Source organism: Flavobacterium sp. ASV13 (genome assembly GCF_000745775.1).
Lineage (GTDB): Bacteria > Bacteroidota > Bacteroidia > Flavobacteriales > Flavobacteriaceae > Flavobacterium.
In genome coordinates, this window is the sequence record NZ_JQJY01000008.1 from 219913 (window position 1) to 240938 (window position 21026).

Below are 21026 nucleotides of genomic sequence, written 5' to 3' on the forward strand. Positions count from 1 at the left end.
AGATGAAAATCTTAGCGTGCTTTGCGGTTAAAATGATAAAGTAATTAAACCTGAAACTTAAATTTTATCTCTAAAATCAAACCACAAATTCATCTTAATTCCGTCGTCACCGCTTTTAATTCTGATGTTTATTGGCTGGCTTTGTGGCCCTTGTTGCTCCAAAGGTTTAAAATCTCTCATCGCTGGAATTTCATACATAAACGAAATATCGCCTTCAGGAAATGCCGGTTGTGGATTACTTCCTGCGAAACCATTTTTAGGCAAATCAGGCGTAAATAATCTCAAGAATAAATTATCAGATTCGCTGAAAACTTTAAACGATGAAGCGCCTGCTTTTAAGTTTGCTCCCAATAAATTAGCATGATAACCTTTAAATTCTGGATAAACTAGGTTTTCGAAACTTTCGCCCGTAATAGTATTGTTATAATCTTTCTCCCAAATTCCGTATGTTGTTCCTTTAATTCTATTTTTCCAAACGTGATAAGGACCTCTTCCAAACCATTTGATGCCTGTAACTTCTTTTTCAGGAAAACTGAAAGTGATTCCGAATGAATTTATTTTATCCTCGAAAAAAGCACCATCGAATCCGTCTGCACCGTTTGCTCTTTCATTTTTTAAAACTATCATTTCCATTTTAAATCTTCCGTCTGGTTCCATAGTCCATTTGATAGAAGAGATTCCGCCAACGTATGAAACCGTACAAACCGCTTTATCACCTTCCTGAGAAACCTGAATGTCTTTTAATTTAGCTTTCATTCCAATTGGGCGCGGACCATTTGTTAAGGGAATTGTTGCCGATGCATTTTTAACAGATGTAATTTCTCCGTTAGTCGAACTCAAAACAACAGTAACATCGCCGCCTTTTAATGTAACGTCAGTTCCTGTTTTTACTGCTGATGCTTTTGCTTTTGTATTTTGAACTGCTAAAAATTTATTGGCATAAAATAAAGCTTTGTGAATAGGCCATGTCCAAGTATAAATTTCTTTGCCAAACTGATCATAAGCCGAAATTGACAAAACATCGCCTTCAGCAAAATTGTTAGGAACAGCAAACTGAATTTTGCGTGTTTCGCCTGGATCAATACTCGGAATTTCAATTTTTCCTCCGCTTATTTCTTTGGCATTTCCAGTTGTATAAAGCACATTTTTATCCGATTGTAATACTTTGAATTCCATTTTGCAGGTATTCAAATTACTGAAAAGATAGTCGTTTTTGATTAAAAATGAACCATCAAAACCTTCTGTAACTTGTTTTGGTGTGAACTGAATTGGAGCCCAAACTTCTTTTACTGTATAATAACTTCCTTCTCTTTCACGATGCGGACCTAAAATTCCGTCTGCAGCTAAAGAACCTTTTGAGTCAAATTTTGCATCTCCTTTCCAATCAGAACGAAAAACGGCTTCGTCCAACATCGCCCACATAAATCCTCCTGCAAAAAGCGGACTTTCTTTGTAACGATTCCAGAAATCTTCCAGAGCTGCGCCATGTCCGTTATCATATGTTCCGTGCATAAATTCGGTTGGGAAAAATACATTTTCGCCAGCGTTAAAACGATGCATTCCCGTTAAGTAAGTCGGGTAGTGGTGTGTGTCCCAGCCATTAAAATCGGCCCAAGGATGAATTACGATTCTTTTTTGCGGATCAAGATCTGCGAAGACTTTATCAGTATCATAATTCCATCCACCTTCATTTCCATTATCCCAAATAATTACAGAGGCATGGTTAACATCACGCGTAATCATTTCAGTCGCTAATTTTTTTCCAGTTTCGGTATCATAAGAGTTTTGCCAGCCTGCCAATTCATTCAAAACAAAAAGACCAAGCGAATCACAAACTTCCAAGAAGTGCGTATCTGGAGGATAATGTCCACGAACGGCATTCATATTCATGTCTTTGATTAATTTTCCGTCCAGTTCGCTGATGCGTTTGCTGGTGCTTCTTCCGCCTTCTGGCCAAAATGAGTGACGGTTAATTCCTTTCATAATGATTTTAGTACCATTAAGATAAATTCCGTCTTGTTTTTTAAATTCTAGAGTCCTGAAACCGATTCGTTTGTCATATTGATGAACTGCAGTTCCGTTTTGTTTTAAAACCAATTGTAATTCATATAAATTTGGATTTTCAGGATTCCAAGGTTTTATGTTTTTCCATTGTGCAGCAATAGTTTCTTTTGTAGATTTCGCTTTAAGCGGAAAAGTAAAAGTCTGGAAACTTTCTCCGTTTAAACCTTTTAAAGTAGCTTCTAAAGTAACATTTTTAGAAACATTTTTTAAATTCAGATCAACTGTAATCGAACCATCCATTTTCGGGTTTACAGCAATATTTTCAATATGAGTTTTTGGTGAAACTTCTAACCAAACCGGACGATAAATTCCGCCAAACAACCACCAATCCGCTCTTCTTTCCGCAGCATTTACTGATTTGTTAGCCGATTGTTTCCAAACGTGAACTTCTAAAGTGTTTTTTGCACCATATTTTAAAAGAGACGAAATATCATATTTAAACTCATAAAAACCACCTTGATGAATCGCTCCAGCCAGTTTTCCGTTTACTTTTACTTCAGTATCCGTCATTGCACCGCCAAATGCAATTAAAACCTCTTTATCTTTATAATTGGCAGGAATTTCAAATTCATACTTGTATAAACCTTCTTCTTTGCTTGGCTCTTTTTGGTTCAATTCTTTGTACCAGCGTCCGTATGTATATTCGCCAAAACCTTCCAATTCCCATTGTGACGGAACATTTATTTTTGACCAAGTTTTACTGTTGTTTCCATCGGTACAATAAAAATCCCATTGCACAGGATGTTCAAAATCTTTTCCTGAAAGATACACTTTATCAGTTTGTTGTGCATGGCTATTTTGGGTCAGAAAAAGCGAAAATGCAAGAATAGAGAGATTTTGGATAGTGTTTTTTAGTAGCATAGTAAAGTGATTCATTGATGGTTAATTGCCATCTGGTTTAACAATTTCAAATCGGGCGCTCATAGGCAAAGTCCAGCTTGAAATGAAATTTGGTTTCTTCGGATTATAATCTGGTGTTTCTTTTTTGATGTGTTTTTTTAGCGGAAGATCAAGTTCACGAATTCCTTTTAAAACGCAAAGGGCAATTTCGTTGGCTCCAAATCCATTAAAGTGAGTATTGTCATCTAATGCTTTTTCTTGTCCCGGAAAAGTATTCGCAGGATATTGTACGAAAGCTTTTCTTGAAGGTTCGTCGCCCCAAGTTTCGTACAATTCAGTTGTCATTTTTGTAACATCAATTAAAGCGATATTATTTTTTTGAGCAACTGATCTCATTGCAACAGGAAATTCGCCATGCGTTTCTTTTAAAGTTCCATTTTCATTGAAAAAACGGCGTTGCGTTGGTGTGACCAAAACCGGAATTGCACCTTTCTCTTTAGCCGAATTTACAAACTCAGCCAATAAAGTAGAATAAGATCCAAAAGCTCCATTTCCTTCGCCTTTTATTTTTTCGTCATTATGTCCAAATTCCACAAATAAATAATCTCCTTTTTTGATTTCAGAAAGTATTTTTTTCAAGCGATTTGCTCCTTTGAATGAACTTAGAGATGAACCCGAATAAGCATAATTTGCTACTACAATATTTTGATCAAAATAATTGGTAATGAATTGTCCCCAAGATGCCCAAGGTTCAACATCTTGATCTGTAACGGTTGAATCTCCAGCCAAATAAACAACAGTCAAATTGTCTTTTCGTGTTATTTTTATACTTTGGATGGATGCCTCACCAAGAAATTCAAGTGTCAGTTTATGATCCCAGTTTAAAATTTCTTTTTCACGGTCTTTTAAACTGATATTGGTTTGATCGTCTATTTTGATATTTCGGACATTAACATTAAAAGTCTGAGTGATTTTTTGCCCTTTTTTCACCACAAATTCATTCAGCATTAATCGTCTTGATTCTGCTTTTATGGTCACTTTTGAATCTTTTTCTGTACTTCCCATTGTAACTTCAACTTGATAATTTCCTTCAGGAACGGCAACTGAAAAGTAGGTTGGTTTTGTAATCGAAAAAGAATTCGCATTGATTTTTACATTTGAAGCCGAATTAAAATCAAATCCATAACCTTTTGCATCCGCATAAACTAATGCATTGTTTACTAAAGTGTTTTTTTTGTTTTTTACCGAATTTCCAAAAACAAAAAGCTGTGATTCGGTATTATTTTTTACACTGTCATTTTTATTTTCTGAAGAAGAATAAACAGTATTATTGATAGGCAAATTAGAATGCATAGCAAAGAACTGATTCGGTATTGCCAAACAAACAACCATCGATAAGAAAGTAGTGATTTTTACCAATTTTTTGAGATTTTAATTTTTTTATTTTCAAACTTAATGGTTCATTTTTGATATAGTATCCTGTACTATGATGTTAAAAAGAATTTAAAAACGCTAAAAATTAATATACTTTTTATATTTCGTAAATCAGGAAGGTACAGGATAGTATACCACAAAAAAACAAAGAAATTGCATCATAATTATTGAATTGATAAAAAAAAGCGATTTTAATTTTATTTAATTCTTATTTAGTTTTAGCCCTTTTTTACTGCTTTATGAAAACAAAAAAATATTTTTTTATAACGTTTTTAAGTTTGCTTTTTTTATTTCCTGTCTCGACTTTTGGACAAAATAAAGAAGTTCGCAAACTGCATTATGCGCCAGAAGAAAATAGTTTTGTTTTAAAAAATGGCACGCGAAAATTCAATCGAGCTTTATATGGTTCGAATACCGGATTTAGAGTGGAAACAGGCGATTTGCCAGAATTTGCCATGTACATGCCGGGAATGGGAGGAAATTTCAAACTCGGAATTTCAAACGGAAAGGAAAGCAAATGGATTACCGAAGCTTCTAAAATTGATACTAGATATGTTTTAGGAACAATGCATTACACAATTGAAGATGCGATTTTAGGAAGCGGAAAATTATTTGTTGATGTTGTTGCTTTAAAAGAAAAAGAAGGTTTTATTGTAAAAGTTTATGGAAATTCGGTTTCTAAAAATGTGAATATTATTTGGGTTTTTGGTGGCGCAACTGGAAAGAAATTTAGTCGTGACGGCGATATAGGTGCCGATCCGGAATCGGTATTTTATTTACAGCCTGATTATTGTCTTAATAATAAATACACTTTGCAGAAGCAGTCTTTTTTGCTGGAATACGGTTCTGAAAGCAACAAACAGAAAACAGGAAATAATAAAACTTTAAGTGGCTTTTTTCCCGAATCGAAAGTGGTTTTGGCAAACGCAAAAAATCAAAATTCACCTTTAGAATTGTATAATTCAAGTGCAGAAAATTTGCCGGTTGTTTCAGGTAAAATCAATTCGATTTCTGAAAAAGCTATTTATTGGCTATTTTCTTCAGAAGAAATAAAGACGGCCGTTTCGCAAAAAGAAATTGCACAGCTTTATGAAAAATCAGTTCAAGAAACACAGGTTTTGGCGAATCGAGTTAAAGTCAAAACGCCCGATCCATATATCAATAATTTAGGTTTTGCACTTTCAATTGCTTCTGACGGAATTTGGGAAAATCCCGCATATCTTCACGGTGCAATTGCGTGGAGAATGTATTTGAATGCGTGGCGTGGCGCTTATACTGCAGATCCATTAGGATGGCACGACCGAGCAAAAACGCATTTCACAAGTTACAGCAATTCGCAGGTAACTTCACCGGAAAACGGTCCGATTGTTTTTGATGAAGAAAGAAATCTGGCGCGTCAAAAAGAAGAAATTGGAACTTCAATGTTTAGTAGCGGTTACATTTCTAGAAATCCGAATAAAAATACTGTTGCGCATCATTATGATATGAATTTGGTTTTTATTGATCAAATGCTGCGTCATTTTAAATGGACAGGAGATATTGTTTTTTTGAAAGAAATGTGGTCCACAATTGAAAGACATTTGAATTGGGAAAAAAGAAACTTTGATCCAGATAACGACGGACTTTATGATGCTTACGCGACAATTTGGGCGAGCGATGCCTTGCAATATAGTGGTGGAGCGGTGATTCATTCTTCGGCGTATAATTATTATGCGAATAAAACGGTAGCTGAATTGGCAAGAAAAATTCAAAAAGATCCAACGCCTTACGAAAAGGAAGCGGAGAAAATTTTAAAAGCTTCAAACGAACAGCTTTGGCTTTCAAAAAAAGGAATTTTTGCCGAATATAAAGATGCTTTAGGAAATCGATTATTACATGATTCTCCGGGAGTTTGGAGCATTTATCATACGATAGATTCGGAATTATCAAATCCTTTTGAGAGTTATCAAATGCTGAATTATGTAAATAATCAAATTCCGCATCTTCCAATTTCTGCGGATGGATTAGATAAAAAAGATTTATATGTAATCAGTACAACAAATTGGCAGCCTTATACTTGGTCAATTAACAATGTGGCTTTGGCCGAACAATTGCATACTTCGCTGGCTTTCTGGCAAGGCGGACAGTCGGAAAAAGCATTTAAAATGTGGGAAAGTGTTTTGATTGAAAGTATGTATTTAGGCGCTTCGCCGGGTGGTTTTGAACAGCTTTTGTATCAGGATAAAATGCGTGGCGAATTGTATCGTGATTTTGCAGACCCAATCGGAATGGCATCTCGAACTTTGGTCGAAGGACTTTTCGGAATCAAACCTGATGCAGTTGCGGAAGTTTTGACTATTCAGCCCGGTTTTCCTAAAGAATGGAACGAAGCTTTTTTAGAAGTTCCTGATATTTCGATTGCTTTCAACAGAAAAAATAGACAAGACACATATCATATTGAAAATCATTTTGCACCAAAAATGAATTTGAACTTGATTCTAAATGCCCATTACGAAGGGATTGAAAGTATTAAAATAAACGGAAAAAATGTATCATGGAAAGCGATTCCAGAAAGCATTGGAAATCCTAAAATAAGTATTGAAATAACTTATAATAAAGTTTATGAAATCGTAATTAATTGGAAAGAAGGAAGTTTAGCAACAATGATTACTAAAGCTTCTTACAATTCTGATGACGCTTTAAATATTCTTATTGGAAAAGGAGAAATTGTTTCAGTTTATGATCCACAAGCTGTTTTGGGAAAAATTGTAAAATCAGAACGAACTTTTCAATCAACTGTAAATGGCGAGGGAAATAAAGCATTTTTTATACAATTAAAGCAGGGTGATTTTTCTTGGTGGCAACCAATTGAATTTACTTTAAAAAGCAAGAAAGAATCAAAGGAAATTACAAACTGGGATATTCCTTTGAAGAAATCACAACGCGCAGAAACCATTTCGCTTTCTTCGTATTTCAATGCAAAAGTGACAGACATTTTTGCAAATGAATATTTGTCTCCAAGACCGCAGACAGTGACTTTACAGCTTCCAAAACAAGGAATTGGAAATTGGTGTTACCCAAATATTTCGGTCAAAATTGATGATAAAGGTTTACGTGAAAAAGCCAAACAAACGGGTGAAATTAAAACACCAAATGGAATTCCGTTTAAAACTCCGTCAGAGGAAAATCAGAAAAATATAATCTTTACTTCAATGTGGGATAATTATCCGAAAAGTGTTGATATTCCTCTTGACGGAAAAGCTTCACACGCTTATTTTATGCTTGCCGGAACAACAAACCCGATGCAAAGCCGAATCACCAACGGAGAAATTGCAGTAAATTACAGCGACGGAACATCTGAAATTTTAGAGTTGAAAAACCCAGAAAACTGGTGGCCAATCGAACAGGATTATTTCACAGACGGCCTTGCATTTACAACTGATGCACCCAAACCGCCAAGGGTTTATTTGAAAACCGGAGAAATTTCGAGAGATTTTAAAGATTTCACCATCATAAAAGGATTCACCAATTATGGCGTCGACGGTGGAGCAGGAACAATTTTAGATTTGCCATTGGATAAAAATAAAACATTAAAAAGCCTGACACTTAAAACAATTGCTAATGATGTGGTGATTGGTTTGATGAGTGTTACTTTAATTAGATAATAATATGAAACAGATTGAGATTTAACCGCAAAGCACGCAAGTTTTTTTGCTTTTAGAATTCTAAAAAAGCGCAAAGTTCGCAAAGCTTTGTGTAGATAAAGCCTTGCGAACTTTGCGTTTGTAAAATATAGCTTAGTGAAAAAACTAGCGTGCTTTGCGGTTAAATCTCATTTCAACTTGAAACCAAAAAATAACCAAATGAAAAAACAACTTTTAATTATTGCAATTTTATTTTCAGCATCGTTGTTCGCTCAAAAAATCGATCGAAAAGCATTGGTGAATCGTCATAACGTTCAAATTACAGCTATAGATACTTTGGCTTCTTTGACAGTTGGAAATGGAGCTTTTGCCTTTACGGTCGATGCAACAGGACTGCAGACTTTTCCTAAAACATATCAAAACGGAATTCCGTTAGGAACGGAGTCGGAGTGGGGTTGGGACAGTTATAAAAATACGGAGAATTTTAAGTTTTCTGAGACTCTAAAAGAGTATCAGCAATATGGCAGAAATGTTTCGTATACGGTTCAGATTAAAGAACCAAAGAGAAAAGTAGATGCAATAAATTGGTTCAGACAGAATCCGCATTTAGTGCAATTAGGGAATTTAGGTTTTGAAATTTTGAAAAAAGATGGAAGTCAAGCAAAACCATCAGACATTAAATCGATTTCCCAGAAACTGAATTTATGGACAGGCGAAATTGAAAGTTATTTTGAAGTAGAAGGAACTCCGGTAACGGTTTTAACAGCTTCTCACCAAGAAAAAGATGCAATTGGTGTAAAAGTAAAGTCCGATTTATTACTGCAAAAACGCTTAAAAATCAGTTTGAGAATTCCGTTCCCAACTGGAGATTGGGCAGATTTCGGAACTAAATATGAAGGAACACAAAATTACACAAGTACCTTAAAACAAAAATCAAAAACGGAAGCTGTTGTAACACATGTAATGGACAGTATTTCATACAACGTTGATTTGATGTGGAAAGGTAATGCGAAAATTAAAAAAGCTGGAAATCATTATTTTGTGGTTGAAGCTTCAAATACAAATACGTTAGAATTGAGTTGTCTTTTTGCTTTGGCAGATAATAAAACTCAAAATTCATCTTTTGCAGAAATAGAAAACAGTAGTGTAAAAGGCTGGGAAAATTTCTGGAAAAGTGGCGCAGCAGTTGATTTTTCAGGAAGTACAGATCCGCGTGCGAATGAGTTGGAACGAAGAGTAATTCTTTCTCAGTATTTGACAAAAGTGCAATGTACAGGAAAAGTACCGCCTCAAGAAACGGGTTTAACGTACAACAGTTGGTACGGAAAACCGCATTTAGAAATGCATTGGTGGCATGGTGTTCATTTTGCACTTTGGAATAGATCAGAATTATTAGAAAAAAGCCTTCCTTGGTATCAAAAGGTTTTTGATAAAGCGAAAAATATTGCCAAAAGACAAGGTTTTGAAGGCGCAAGATGGCAAAAAATGACAGATCCGGATGGAAATGAAAGTCCGTCATCTGTAGGTTCATTTTTGATTTGGCAACAACCACATTTTATTACGTATGCGGAATTGATTTATCGCGCAAAACCAACAGCTGTAGTCTTGAAAAAATACAGCGAGCGTGTTTTTGCAACCGCTGATTTTATTGCTTCGTTTGCAAATTATGATGCTAAAAACGATCGTTATGTTTTAGGCCCGGGCGTCATTCCGGCGCAAGAACGCTTTAAGGCGATGGAAACTTTTAATCCAACTTATGAATTGGCTTATTGGAATTGGGCATTGAAAACGGCAATTTCATGGAAACATGGGTTGAACCAAGATGTGCCTGAAAAATGGGAAAAAGTTTTGGCTAAATTATCAAAACTTCCGGTTTCTGGCGATGTTTATTTGGCGACTGAAAGCGCAACAGATTCGTACACAAATCCTGAATTCAAAACCGATCATCCATCAGTTTTAGGAACTTTCGGAATGCTTCCTGAAACTTCTTTATTGGATAAAAAAATCATGAAAAACACTTTCGATTTGGTTTGGAAAACGTGGTCTTGGGATAAAACTTGGGGTTGGGATTTTCCAATGACAGCAATGACGGCAGCAAGATTAAATATGCCAGAAAAAGCTATTGATGCCTTGTTTATGAATGTGACGACAAATACGTACTTGAAAAACGGACATAATTATCAGGCAGAAAGATTGACGCTTTATCTTCCAGGAAATGGAGGATTATTGACTGCGGTTGCTATGATGTGTGCGGGTTGGGACGGAACGACAGAATCAAATCCAGGTTTCCCGAAAGATGGAACTTGGAAAGTGCAAAGCGAAGGATTCCAAAAGATGTTTTGATTTTTTTTATTTCTCGCAGATTTTACAGATAAAGCGGATTTATTTAGTCTCGCAAAGACGCAGAGCCGCAAAGTTTCATTTTAATTTTTCTTTGCGTCTTCGCGACTTTGCGAGATTAAAAAACAACAAACTCACATTTTAAAATACAATATGAAAAATCATAAAAACTTTGTAGTAATACTACTTTTCTTAAGCCTAAATATATTCAGTCAAAGGCAAATGGAAAATCTAGATCGAGGTGTTATTGCTGTTAAAGATAAAAATCAGTTTTTTATAGGCTGGCGCGTTTTAGGAACTGATCCTGATAATCTTGCTTTTAATTTGTATCGAAAAAGCGGTACTAAAAAAGCAATTAAATTAAATGACAAACCAATTTCTGGAGCGACTAATTTTCTTGACACAAAAGCAAATGCTCAGGAAGAAAATACTTGGTTTGTAAAAACAGTTTTAAAAGGAAAAGAATCAGATGCAAAAGGTAGTTTTACAATTCCGGCTTCAAGTTCTAATAAAGATTATTTGTCAATTTCGTTAAAACAAATTGAAGGATATACAGCAAATGATCTTTCGGTTGGTGATTTAGACGGTGACGGAAAATACGATTTAATCGTGCATATGACAGGAAAAGCGCACGACAATTCGCATACCGGAATTACAGATCCGCCTATATTTCAGGCTTATACTTTGGATGGGAAATTTTTATGGCAGATTAATTTAGGAAAAAACATTCGCGAAGGCGCACATTATACACAGTTTATGGTGTATGATTTGGATGGCGATGGAATTGCAGAATTGGTTTGCAAAACGGCTGACGGAACAATCGATAGTCAGAATAATGTTGTTGGCGATGCTTCAAAAGATTGGGTTGACCGTGATCCAAATTCAGGAACTTTCGGAAAAATATTGAAAGGACCAGAATATCTTTCTGTTTTTGACGGAAGAACTGGAAAGCTTGTCACAACGGTTGATTATATTGCCGAAAGAGGTGATCTTGCAGGCTGGGGTGGACATGGCGGAAGCGGAGGAAACGACACAAAAGGAAATAGAATTGATCGTTTTACGGCTTGTGTTGCTTATTTAGATGGCGTTCATCCGAGTGTAGTGATGTGCCGTGGTTATTACGGAAGAACGGTTTTAGCGGCTTGGGATTTTAAAAACGGTAAACTTACCTCAAGATGGGTTTTTGACAGTAAAGATTCTGAAAATCCGTATTCTGGAATGGGAAACCATAATCTTACCGTTGCAGATGTCGATAATGATGGCAAAGATGAAATAATCTACGGATCAATGTGTGTGGATGATGACGGAAAAGGTTTATATACAACGGGTTTCAGACACGGAGATGCTATTCATGTTTCTGATTTAGATCCTGATCTTCCAGGTCTTGAAGTCTTTGGAATTCATGAAATTGAAAATGGCACAACAGGTCCAGGAGCTACCGTTTTTGCTGCAAAAGATGGAAAAGTTTTATTTACAGGTTCTATAAATGAAGATGTGGGAAGAGGTGTCGCAGATAATATTGATCCTGAGTTAAGAGGAGCACAGTTTTGGTATTCAGGTTCTCCTGATTTATATAATATGAAAGGAAAAGTGGTTGGAAAAGCACCAGGCTCAATTAACTTTTTAATTTATTGGGATGGCGATACTTCTAGAGAATTATTAGATTCTAATCATATTGATAAATACAATAAAGGAAGATTGTTCACCGCAACAGGCGCAGTTTCTAATAACGGCACAAAATCGACTCCGGCGCTTTCGGGAGATATTTTGGGAGATTGGCGCGAAGAACTAATTTTAAGATCTGAGGATAATAAAGAATTGAGAATTTATTCGACCACAATTCCAACGGATGTAAGACAATATACTTTAATGCACGATCCACAATATAGATTGAGTATTGCTTGGCAGAATGTAGGATATAATCAGCCTCCACACACGAGTTTTTATATGGGAAAAGACATGAAACCGGCGCCAAAACCGAATATTTCTTTGGTGGTTAAGAAATAGTTTTCTTTTAGGTGCTAAGATTCTAAAAAGCTAAGGTTCTAAGGTTTTTTTACAAGAGGTTTTATTGTAGAGACGCACAGCAGTGCGTCTTTCGTATTTTATGAACGTATGATTTGTCATTTCGAGGAACGAGAAATCACACTAGAAACTCTACAAAGAATGGCGAAAATCTGTGTCGATAAACGAGTGTGATTTCTCGTTCCTCGAAATGACAAACGATGCTAAAAAAAACTTAGAACCTTAGTATCTTAGAACCTTAGCCCCTTAGATAGAATTTCTATCAATAAAATTAAAAGGCACTTTCACTTCTCCTTTTTCTTTATTTAAAATCATTCGGGCAGCGGTTTCACCCATTACGTTGAAATCGGTTGACATAACGGTGATGCCTAATAATTCTTTTAAAGGCGTGTCGTTGTATGAGATTACGCCAATTTCTTTTCCTAAGATATATTCTTCATCGCGAATCTGTTTCATTAAATTCACTAAATCCGATTCTTCGATGGTAATAAAGAGATCACCTTTTTTCAGGATCATATCGTCATAAACTTCACTTAGAATCTCAAAATTGATTTCGTGCTCGACACAAAATTTTCTGAATCCGTGCAAGATTCTTCTCGGATAAGGATAAACTGCTTTTTCAGGATAAACCAAAATCAACCTTTTATATTTAGTAATTTTCGATAAACCTTCTTTTAGAGCATTGTAAATATCATTCTCAAAATCCTGATAAATCTTGATGATTTCGCCTTCCATTCCTAATTTGATATTGTCCATAATGACCAATTTCTCTTTCGGAATGCGTTCGATTGCTTTTACAACATCATCAGTAAAACTTAAATGTTTCAATTCATCTGTTTTAAAGTGTGTTGTAATGACATAATAATCATAAGCGCCTTCAAATTTGTCAAGTAAATTAAGGAATAAGGTTTCGTCACAATGATAAATATGCAGATCAGTATGCGCATTTGCACCAACAGTATTGATAAAAGAACTGTAAGTTTTCATTTTATACGCACTCAATTTATTGAACAGAAAAAGCACATTTACCTTCGATTCGAGTTTTGTTCGAGTAATATAATAACCTTTTCCTCGAATAGAAGAAATGATTTTTCGCTCTTTTAAGATATTATAAGCCTTTTCGACAGTATCACGAGACATATAAAACTCCTCGCTGAAACTATTAATTGAAGGTATTTTTTGATTTATTTTTAGATTTCCGTTGGCAATATTCTGTAAAATTGAATCTACAATCTGCTTGTATTTTGGAACCCTTGAATCTTCATCAATTTTAATAAGTTTAATCATTTTGCAGGTATTGAAAATTATGCTGAAAAATTTACGAGCATAATTCTGAATTAAAATTTGGATATAAGCTTTACTTAAAAATCCGATAAAGTGCTGTAATTGCTACTTTTCTCACAAAGAGAAAGAATTAAATAAGGCTAATTTTATGTTTTTGGAGATTTTCATAATTATTACAAATTGATGATATAATAATTACGAAATCGATTGCTAAAATAGAAATTTTAAATTTATTTTTCTACTTAAAAACCATTCTTCTTCGCAATATTCTTTGGTTTTAACATAATTCCTAAAATCATAAAGGATAGTACAGGACAGTTTTCTTTTTTACATTCTCTTATTTTACAAAACCAGATTAACTATCAATAACCACAAACTAAATTTAATAAATGGAATCATTACTAGGTATTATTTTTCACTCCATTGGAGGTTTCTCTTCGGGCAGTTTTTATATGCCATTCAAGAAAGTAAAAAATTGGGCATGGGAAAGCTACTGGCTTATAGGAGGATTTTTCTCTTGGCTAATTGTGCCGCCAATTGCTGCTTATTTGACTATTCCAAATTTTACTGAAATTATTGCAGAAGCCGCTCCATCTGTTAAAGCATTAGCATTTACAATGGGATTGATTTGGGGAATTGGAGGACTTACTTATGGTCTTGGTGTTCGCTATTTGGGAATGTCATTGGGAAATTCGATTACTTTAGGATTCTGTTCTGCTTTTGGCGCTTTGATTCCGCCAATTTACTATAATTTCAATGCAGTAGAAGGTAAGGAATCAATCAGTGATATGTTTGCGAATTCAGGCGGACAAATGGTTTTGGCCGGAGTCTTAATATGTATTATCGGTATTGCTATTTTAGGAAAAGCCGGAATGCTGAAAGAAAAAGATTTTGCAACAGGCCATGAAGATAAAGACAAAGATTTTAGTCTGGTAAAAGGACTTATTATTGCTATAGTATCAGGTATTTTAAGTTCGTTTTTTAACTTCGGAATTGAAGCCGCAAAACCAATGGCTAACGTTGCCAACGAGGCCTGGAAATTAGCAAATCCAAATCAGGGAGAATTTTTATTCCAAAATAATGTAAGTTATATCGTTATCCTTTGGGGTGGCTTAACAACTAACTTTCTATGGTGTATTTATTTGAATTTCAAAAACAAAACTTTTTCAGATTATACAAATACAAAAACGCCAATTGCTAAAAACGTCTTGTTTTCTGCAATTGCCGGAACAATGTGGTTTTTGCAGTTTTTCTTTTATGGTATGGGGGAAAGCAAATTAGGAAATGGCGCAAGTTCTTGGATTTTGCACATGTCGACCATCATTTTGACGGCCAATTTCTGGGGATTCTATCTGAAAGAATGGACAGGAGTTTCTAAGAAAACAATGAGAACTTTTGCGTGGGGAATTGGTGTAATCATGCTTTCGATTGTTTTAGTCGGAATCGGGAATTCATTATAAAATCAACTAAAATCAAAACAACCAAATGTCGAATATAAATACAACTAATATGAATTTTAAGCACGTAAGCTATCTTTGGGATGACGCTAAAGCAAAAGAACTAGCTGGTGATGAAGTAGCGCTTTTTATTTATCGCTCTAACTTACTTGGAGCCGATTTAAGATTGACAAACTACGGAGGTGGAAACACGTCGGTAAAAATAACAGATAAAGATCCATTAACAGGCGAAAGCTCTGAGGTTATGTGGATTAAAGGTTCTGGTGGAGATATTGGAACATTGACAAAATCAGGCTGTGCAGCACTTTATTTAGACAGATTGCGCAATCTTGAAAATGTGTACAGAGGAATTGAGTTTGAAGATGAAATGGTAGAATTATTCAACCACTGTATTTTTGATCTAGCATCAAAAGCGCCTTCAATCGATACGCCTTTACATGGTTTCTTGCCTTTCAAACACATCGATCACTTGCATCCAGACGCGGCAATTGCAATTGCAGCTGCAAAAGATGGAAAACAAATTACTGAAGAATTATTTGATGGCGAAATAGGATGGGTTGGATGGCAACGTCCTGGTTTTGACCTTGGACTTCAATTAAGAAGTTGTTTGGAAGAAGCTGAGAAAAAAGGAAAAAAACTTCGTGGTATCATGTTAGGTTCTCATGGTTTATTCACTTGGGGAGATACTGCATACGAAAGTTATATTAATACGCTGGAAGTAATCGAAAAATGTGCTGAATATTTAGAAAGCAATTACGGAAAAAAACGCCCAGTTTTTGGAGGTAAAAAAATCGACAGTCTTCCAGAAGCGGATCGTAAATTAAAAGCAGCAAAAGTAGCGCCAATTTTAAGAGGTTTCTGTTCGTCAGAGCGTCAAATGATTGGACATTATACAGATGATGCAAGAGTTTTGGAATTCATCAATTCTAATGATCTTTCAAAATTAGCACCACTTGGAACGTCTTGTCCGGATCACTTTTTAAGAACTAAAATCAGTCCGCTGGTTTTAGAATTAGATCCAAACGAAGATTTGTCTGATGTTGATGCAATAAAAGCAAAATTAACGCCCGCATTTGAAGCATACCGTGCAATGTACAAAGACTATTACAATGCATGTAAAAAATCAAATTCACCTGCAATGCGTGACCCAAATCCGGTTGTGATTTTATATCCGGGAGTTGGTATGTTCACTTTTGCAAAAGATAAAACAATGGCGCGTTTGGCGTCAGAATATTATATCAATGCGGTAAACGTAATGAAAGGTGCTGAAGCAGTTTCAGAATATACTTCATTGCCTCACCAAGAAGCATTTGATATCGAATATTGGTTATTGGAAGAAGCTAAATTACAGCGTATGCCAAAACCAAAAGCACTCTCAGGAAGAGTAGCTGTAATTACAGGTTCTGCTGGCGGAATTGGTAAAGCTATCGCGAAGAAATTTGCTCAGGAAGGTGCTTGTGTGGTAATCAATGATATTAATGAAGAGCGTTTAGAAGTAGCTACAGCTGAGTTTGTAAAATTGTTTGGTAAAGATGCAGTTTCAAGCACTTTATTGAATGTTACAGATCCTAATAGTACTGAAAAAGCATTTGATGAAGCTTCTCTAGCTTTTGGTGGTGCAGATATTATTGTAAACAATGCCGGAATCAGTATTTCTAAATCTATTGCTGAACATACTTTAGAAGAGTGGGACAGATTATACGATATTTTGGTAAAAGGACAATTTATTGTTTCTAAAGCTGGAATCGAAGTAATGCGCAAGCAAGGATTTGGTGGAGATATTGTAAATATTGTTTCTAAAAATGCAGTAGTTGCTGGTCCAAATAATCCTGGATACGGTTCTGCAAAAGCGGCTCAAGCGCATTTAACACGTTTAATGGCGGCTGAACTTGGAGCTGATAAAATTCGTGTAAACACAGTAAATCCAGATGCAGTAATTTCAGATTCAAATATTTGGTCTGGCGGATGGGCAGAAGGACGTGCAAAAGCATACGGAATTACAGTTGAAGAATTGCCGGCTTACTACGCAAAACGTACATTATTAAATGAAATTATATTGCCAGATGATATCGCAAATGCGTGTTTTGCTTTCGTTGGCGGTTTATTAGGTAAATCTACAGGAAACGCTCTAAATGTTGATGGCGGTGTAGGAATGGGCTTTTACAGATAGATTGTTTAGTTTTTTTAAGTTTAAAACAAAGGTGGTTTTTTGTAATCTAACGTTCGGAAATTTTCGAGCGTTAGATTTTTTTAAAATTTAAGAACTAAAAAAACGCAAAAAAATAATTAAGATTAACCAAGAGCGCAATCGATATAATGTGTTAAATTGTGCGCTATTAAAATAAAATGCTATGTTAATTGAATCAAACAATATTGAATCTCATAACGAGGGATTGCTGAAAAAACATCAAAATAAATTTGCTTTCACAGCATCAGAAATAGAAAATGCAGAATCGATTATTCAAAAATTAATTGATTTTCAAATCGCAATTCCATCTTGGGCTTTAGGAACTGGAGGAACTAGATTTGGACGTTTTGCAGGTGGAGGAGAACCTCGTTCATTAGAAGAAAAAATTGAAGATGTAGGTTTGCTTCATAAATTAAACAATGCTTCTGGCGCGATTTCGCTTCATATTCCGTGGGATATTCCAACAGATTATAATGCAATCAAAACCCTTGCAGCACAGCACGGATTAAAGTTTGATGCCATGAACTCGAACACGTTTCAGGATCAAGCAAGTGCAGAACATACTTATAGATATGGTTCGCTTCAAAACGTAAATAAAGCAGTTCGCAAACAAGCAATTGCTCACAATATTGAGGTTATTAAACACGGAATTGAATTAGGATCTGATTCGTTAACAGTTTGGTTGGCTGACGGATCTAATTTCCCTGGACAATTAAACTTCCGTAAAGCATACCAAAATACATTAGAAAGTTTAGAAGAAATCTACGATGCATTGCCTTCAAACTGGAAATTATTCTTAGAATACAAATGTGCTGAACCAAACTTTTATTCAACAACAGTTGCCGATTGGGGACAGTCGTATTCATACGTTCAAAAATTAGGAGACAAAGCAAAAACACTTGTTGATTTAGGACATCATTTACCGAATGCCAACATTGAGCAAATTGTTTCTATTTTGCTTATGGACAATAAATTAGGAGGTTTTCACTTTAATGATTCAAAATACGGAGATGACGATTTAACTGCTGGAGCTTTAAAACCATATCAGTTATTCTTGATTTTCAATGAATTAGTTGAAGGAATGGATGCAAGAGGAATGAACCACGCCAAAGATTTAGGCTGGATGATTGACGCGTCTCACAATATTAAAGATCCTTTAGAAGATTTATTGCAATCTGTTGAGGCGATTATGATTGCTTATGCACAGGCACTTTCTGTTGACAGAAAAGCGTTAGAGCAAGCGCAAGAAGAAAATGATGTAGTAAAAGCACAAGAAATTCTTCAAAATGCTTTCCGCACTGATGTTCGCGCATTAGTTGCAGAAGCTCGTTTGCGTTCTGGAGCAGCTTTAAATCCAGTTGAATTGTATCGTACTCTTGCCGTTAGAAGCAATTTGATTGGCGAAAGAGGATTAAAAACAATGGCAACAGGTTTATAATTATAAATTATTAATTGTTAATTATAGATTATGAATCCATAATTAACAATTGATAATTAACAATTTACAATTAAAAAAAATGAATGTAGTTGCAATTTTTGATATTGGTAAAACAAACAAAAAGGTTTTTTTATTTGATGAAAATTATAAGATTGTTTGGGAAAAATCAGTAAATCTTGATGAAACCACAGATGAAGATGGTTTTCCTTGTGAAGATATTGATGTTCTGAAAAACTGGATACTCGATCGATTATCAGAAATAAAAGAGCTCACCAACTATGTTTTAAAAGCAATCAATTTTAGTACATACGGCGCCAGTTTTGTGTACGTTGATGAAAACGGAAAAGTTTTAACTCCTCTGTATAATTATTTAAAAGATTATCCAGAGGAATTAAAAAAAGGGTTTTACAGCAAATATAAAGGTGAAGAAAAATTCGCAGTTAAAACGGCTTCTCCGGTTTTAGGAAGCTTGAATTCCGGAATGCAGATTTATAGGTTAAAAGAAGAGAAGCCAGATTTATTTAAAAAAGTAAAATACTGTCTTCATTTACCGCAATATTTAAGTTTTCTGTTAACAAATGAGGCTTTCGCCGATATTACAAGTATTGGCTGTCATACGAATCTTTGGAATTTTAAAAAGATGAAATATCACAAATGGCTTCAAAATGAAGGTATTTCAGCTAAAATTCCGCCGTTGCATTACGGAAAAGATGTTTTGAAAAAAGAAAATGATCTGGCAATTGGAGTTGGTCTTCATGACAGTTCATCGGCAATAATTCCGTATACAATTAATTTTACGGAACCTTTCGTTTTATTATCGACAGGAACTTGGAGTATTTCTCTGAATCCTTTCAATAATAAACCTTTAACTTTTGAAGAATTGCAACAGGATTGTTTGTGCTATATGCAATACACCGAAAAACCGGTAAAAGCGGCGCGATTATTTTCGGGCAATGAACATGAAGTGCAGGCTAAAAGATTAGCTGCCCATTTTAATGTTCCGTTTGACAGTTTCAAAGATGTTTATTTTAATAAAAAGATTGTGGCAACTTTGCGATCGCTTAATTTTCAGATTATTTATCCAAAGAAATATGATTTTGATATTCTGAAAGAATGTCCTTTTCAAACAAGAGATCTTTCTTTATTTAAGGACTATGAAACGGCTTATCATCAATTGATGCTGGATCTTGTAGAACAACAAGTTTTTTCGACTAACTTAGTGATACACAATAGTCCCGTAAAGAAAATTTTTGTTGATGGAGGTTTTAGCAAGAATTCCACTTTTATGAATCTGCTGGCAGAAGCGTATCCAGATGTTGAAGTTTATGCAGCATCAATGGCGCAGGCAAGTGCATTAGGTGCAGCGTTGGCCATTCATGAAAACTGGAACCCGAAACCAATTCAAAATGATTTAATCGATTTGAAGTTTTATAAGCATTAAATAGATTTTTTCCACGCAGATTTAGCAGATTAATTTTAAAAAAAAATCTGCGTGTATCTGCCTAAATCTTTTTAAATCTGCGTGAAAAAATAGTAATTACCAAGAATATGAAAATCGGACTTTTTATACCGTGTTATGTCGATCAGTTCTACCCAAAAGTTGGAATAGCAACCTATGAGCTTTTGCAGAAATTAGGCTGTGATGTTCATTTTCCGATGGGTCAGACTTGCTGTGGCCAACCAATGGCAAACAGCGGTTACGAACATTTAACGAAAGGCTGTAACGCAAATTTTATCGCGAATTTTGCAGGATTTGATTACATTGTTTGCCCTTCCGGAAGCTGTGTTTTACACGTAAAAGATCATTTGCACGATGAAAAATTAGAAGTTGTAACTTCAGAAATGCGTAAAAAAGTTTTTGAACTGACAGAGTTTATTACTGATATTCTGAAAATAGATCACATAGAAGGAAACTTTCCATACAAAGTTGGAATGCATCAAAGTTGTCATGGTCAGCGTGGTTTAAAGCTTTCGCAAATGACCGAATTAAACGCACCATTTTTTTCAAAACCAGAGCAATTGCTTCATAATATTAAAGGTTTGGATTTAGTTTCTTTATCCAGAAAAGACGAATGCTGTGGTTTTGGAGGAACATTCTGCGTTACTGAAGAAGCTGTTTCTGTAAAAATGGGGCAAGACCGAATCAAGGATCATGAAAATCATAATGTAGATTATATTACAGGTGGCGATATGTCGTGTTTGATGCATTTAGAAGGAATTCTGAAAAGACAAAACAGCCGAGTAAAAACCATTCATATTGCCGAAATATTAAATACAATGGCGTAGAAACATTGGCCACGGATTTTACGGATTAAACCGATTTTCGCTGGTTT

11 protein-coding genes are annotated in these 21026 nt (G+C 35.1%); 8 read left to right on the forward strand and 3 right to left on the reverse strand.

Translation table 11 applies throughout. The annotated features are described in order from the left end of the window. Positions 1 to 57: 57 nt before the first annotated feature. Together GQ47_RS17450 and GQ47_RS17455 are read right to left on the reverse strand one after the other, a co-directional pair. On the reverse strand, positions 58 to 2940 hold the full coding sequence (locus GQ47_RS17450; protein ID WP_238568005.1) for a glycoside hydrolase family 2 protein: 2883 nt from the start codon (positions 2938 to 2940) through the stop codon (positions 58 to 60). Between the two features lie 6 nt (positions 2941 to 2946). Then, positions 2947 to 4323 carry a rhamnogalacturonan acetylesterase gene (locus tag GQ47_RS17455; RefSeq protein WP_035651099.1) on the reverse strand — a complete coding sequence of 459 codons (1377 nt, stop codon included), beginning with the start codon at positions 4321 to 4323 and terminating at the stop codon, positions 2947 to 2949. Positions 4324 to 4616: 293 nt separating this feature from the next. Here GQ47_RS17455 and GQ47_RS17460 point away from each other — a divergent pair, with 293 nt between their 5' ends. From GQ47_RS17460 to GQ47_RS17470, 3 genes are all read left to right on the forward strand, one after another. After that, positions 4617 to 7982: a DUF4450 domain-containing protein gene (locus tag GQ47_RS17460; protein WP_238568006.1), complete on the forward strand. Its 3366-nt coding sequence runs from the start codon at positions 4617 to 4619 to the stop codon at positions 7980 to 7982. Positions 7983 to 8180: 198 nt separating this feature from the next. After that, entirely contained in the window at positions 8181 to 10304 is a 2124-nt protein-coding gene (locus GQ47_RS17465; RefSeq protein ID WP_035651415.1) for a hypothetical protein, read from the forward strand. Between the two features lie 219 nt (positions 10305 to 10523). Further along, entirely contained in the window at positions 10524 to 12308 is a 1785-nt protein-coding gene (locus GQ47_RS17470) for a rhamnogalacturonan lyase (RefSeq protein ID WP_371199648.1), read from the forward strand. Between the two features lie 264 nt (positions 12309 to 12572). Here the strand turns inward: GQ47_RS17470 and GQ47_RS17475 are convergent, their stop codons facing one another. Beyond that, positions 12573 to 13613, reverse strand: a complete 1041-nt coding sequence (locus GQ47_RS17475; RefSeq protein WP_035651106.1) for a GntR family transcriptional regulator — start codon at positions 13611 to 13613, stop codon at positions 12573 to 12575. A 386-nt stretch (positions 13614 to 13999) separates the two neighbouring features. Between GQ47_RS17475 and rhaT the strand changes: the two genes are divergently transcribed. The 5 genes from rhaT to GQ47_RS17500 all read left to right on the forward strand — a co-directional run bounded on the left by rhaT (position 14000) and on the right by GQ47_RS17500 (position 20979). Continuing rightward, a complete protein-coding gene (gene rhaT / locus GQ47_RS17480) occupies positions 14000 to 15070 on the forward strand; it encodes an L-rhamnose/proton symporter RhaT (RefSeq protein WP_035651109.1) in 1071 nt (356 codons plus the stop codon). A gap of 25 nt (positions 15071 to 15095) precedes the next feature. Beyond that, positions 15096 to 17237: a bifunctional rhamnulose-1-phosphate aldolase/short-chain dehydrogenase gene (locus tag GQ47_RS17485; protein WP_035651111.1), complete on the forward strand. Its 2142-nt coding sequence runs from the start codon at positions 15096 to 15098 to the stop codon at positions 17235 to 17237. 181 nt (positions 17238 to 17418) lie between these two features. Next, complete coding sequence (locus GQ47_RS17490; protein ID WP_035651114.1) at positions 17419 to 18693, forward strand: sugar isomerase; 1275 nt, start codon at positions 17419 to 17421, stop codon at positions 18691 to 18693. A gap of 79 nt (positions 18694 to 18772) precedes the next feature. Further along, on the forward strand, positions 18773 to 20134 hold the full coding sequence (locus tag GQ47_RS17495; RefSeq protein ID WP_035651117.1) for an FGGY-family carbohydrate kinase: 1362 nt from the start codon (positions 18773 to 18775) through the stop codon (positions 20132 to 20134). A gap of 107 nt (positions 20135 to 20241) precedes the next feature. Beyond that, positions 20242 to 20979, forward strand: coding sequence for a (Fe-S)-binding protein (locus tag GQ47_RS17500; protein WP_035651120.1), 738 nt, complete (start codon positions 20242 to 20244; stop codon positions 20977 to 20979). Positions 20980 to 21026 lie beyond the last annotated feature (47 nt).

Coding starts and splice junctions, on each gene's coding strand:
- GQ47_RS17450 (WP_238568005.1), bottom strand. CDS start 2,940: ATGAATCACTTTACTATGCTACTAAAAAACACTATCCAAAATCTCTCT.
- GQ47_RS17465 (WP_035651415.1), top strand. CDS start 8,181: ATGAAAAAACAACTTTTAATTATTGCAATTTTATTTTCAGCATCGTTG.
- GQ47_RS17470 (WP_371199648.1), top strand. CDS start 10,524: ATGGAAAATCTAGATCGAGGTGTTATTGCTGTTAAAGATAAAAATCAG.
- GQ47_RS17475 (WP_035651106.1), bottom strand. CDS start 13,613: ATGATTAAACTTATTAAAATTGATGAAGATTCAAGGGTTCCAAAATAC.
- rhaT (WP_035651109.1), top strand. CDS start 14,000: ATGGAATCATTACTAGGTATTATTTTTCACTCCATTGGAGGTTTCTCT.
- GQ47_RS17485 (WP_035651111.1), top strand. CDS start 15,096: ATGTCGAATATAAATACAACTAATATGAATTTTAAGCACGTAAGCTAT.
- GQ47_RS17490 (WP_035651114.1), top strand. CDS start 17,419: ATGTTAATTGAATCAAACAATATTGAATCTCATAACGAGGGATTGCTG.
- GQ47_RS17495 (WP_035651117.1), top strand. CDS start 18,773: ATGAATGTAGTTGCAATTTTTGATATTGGTAAAACAAACAAAAAGGTT.
- GQ47_RS17500 (WP_035651120.1), top strand. CDS start 20,242: ATGAAAATCGGACTTTTTATACCGTGTTATGTCGATCAGTTCTACCCA.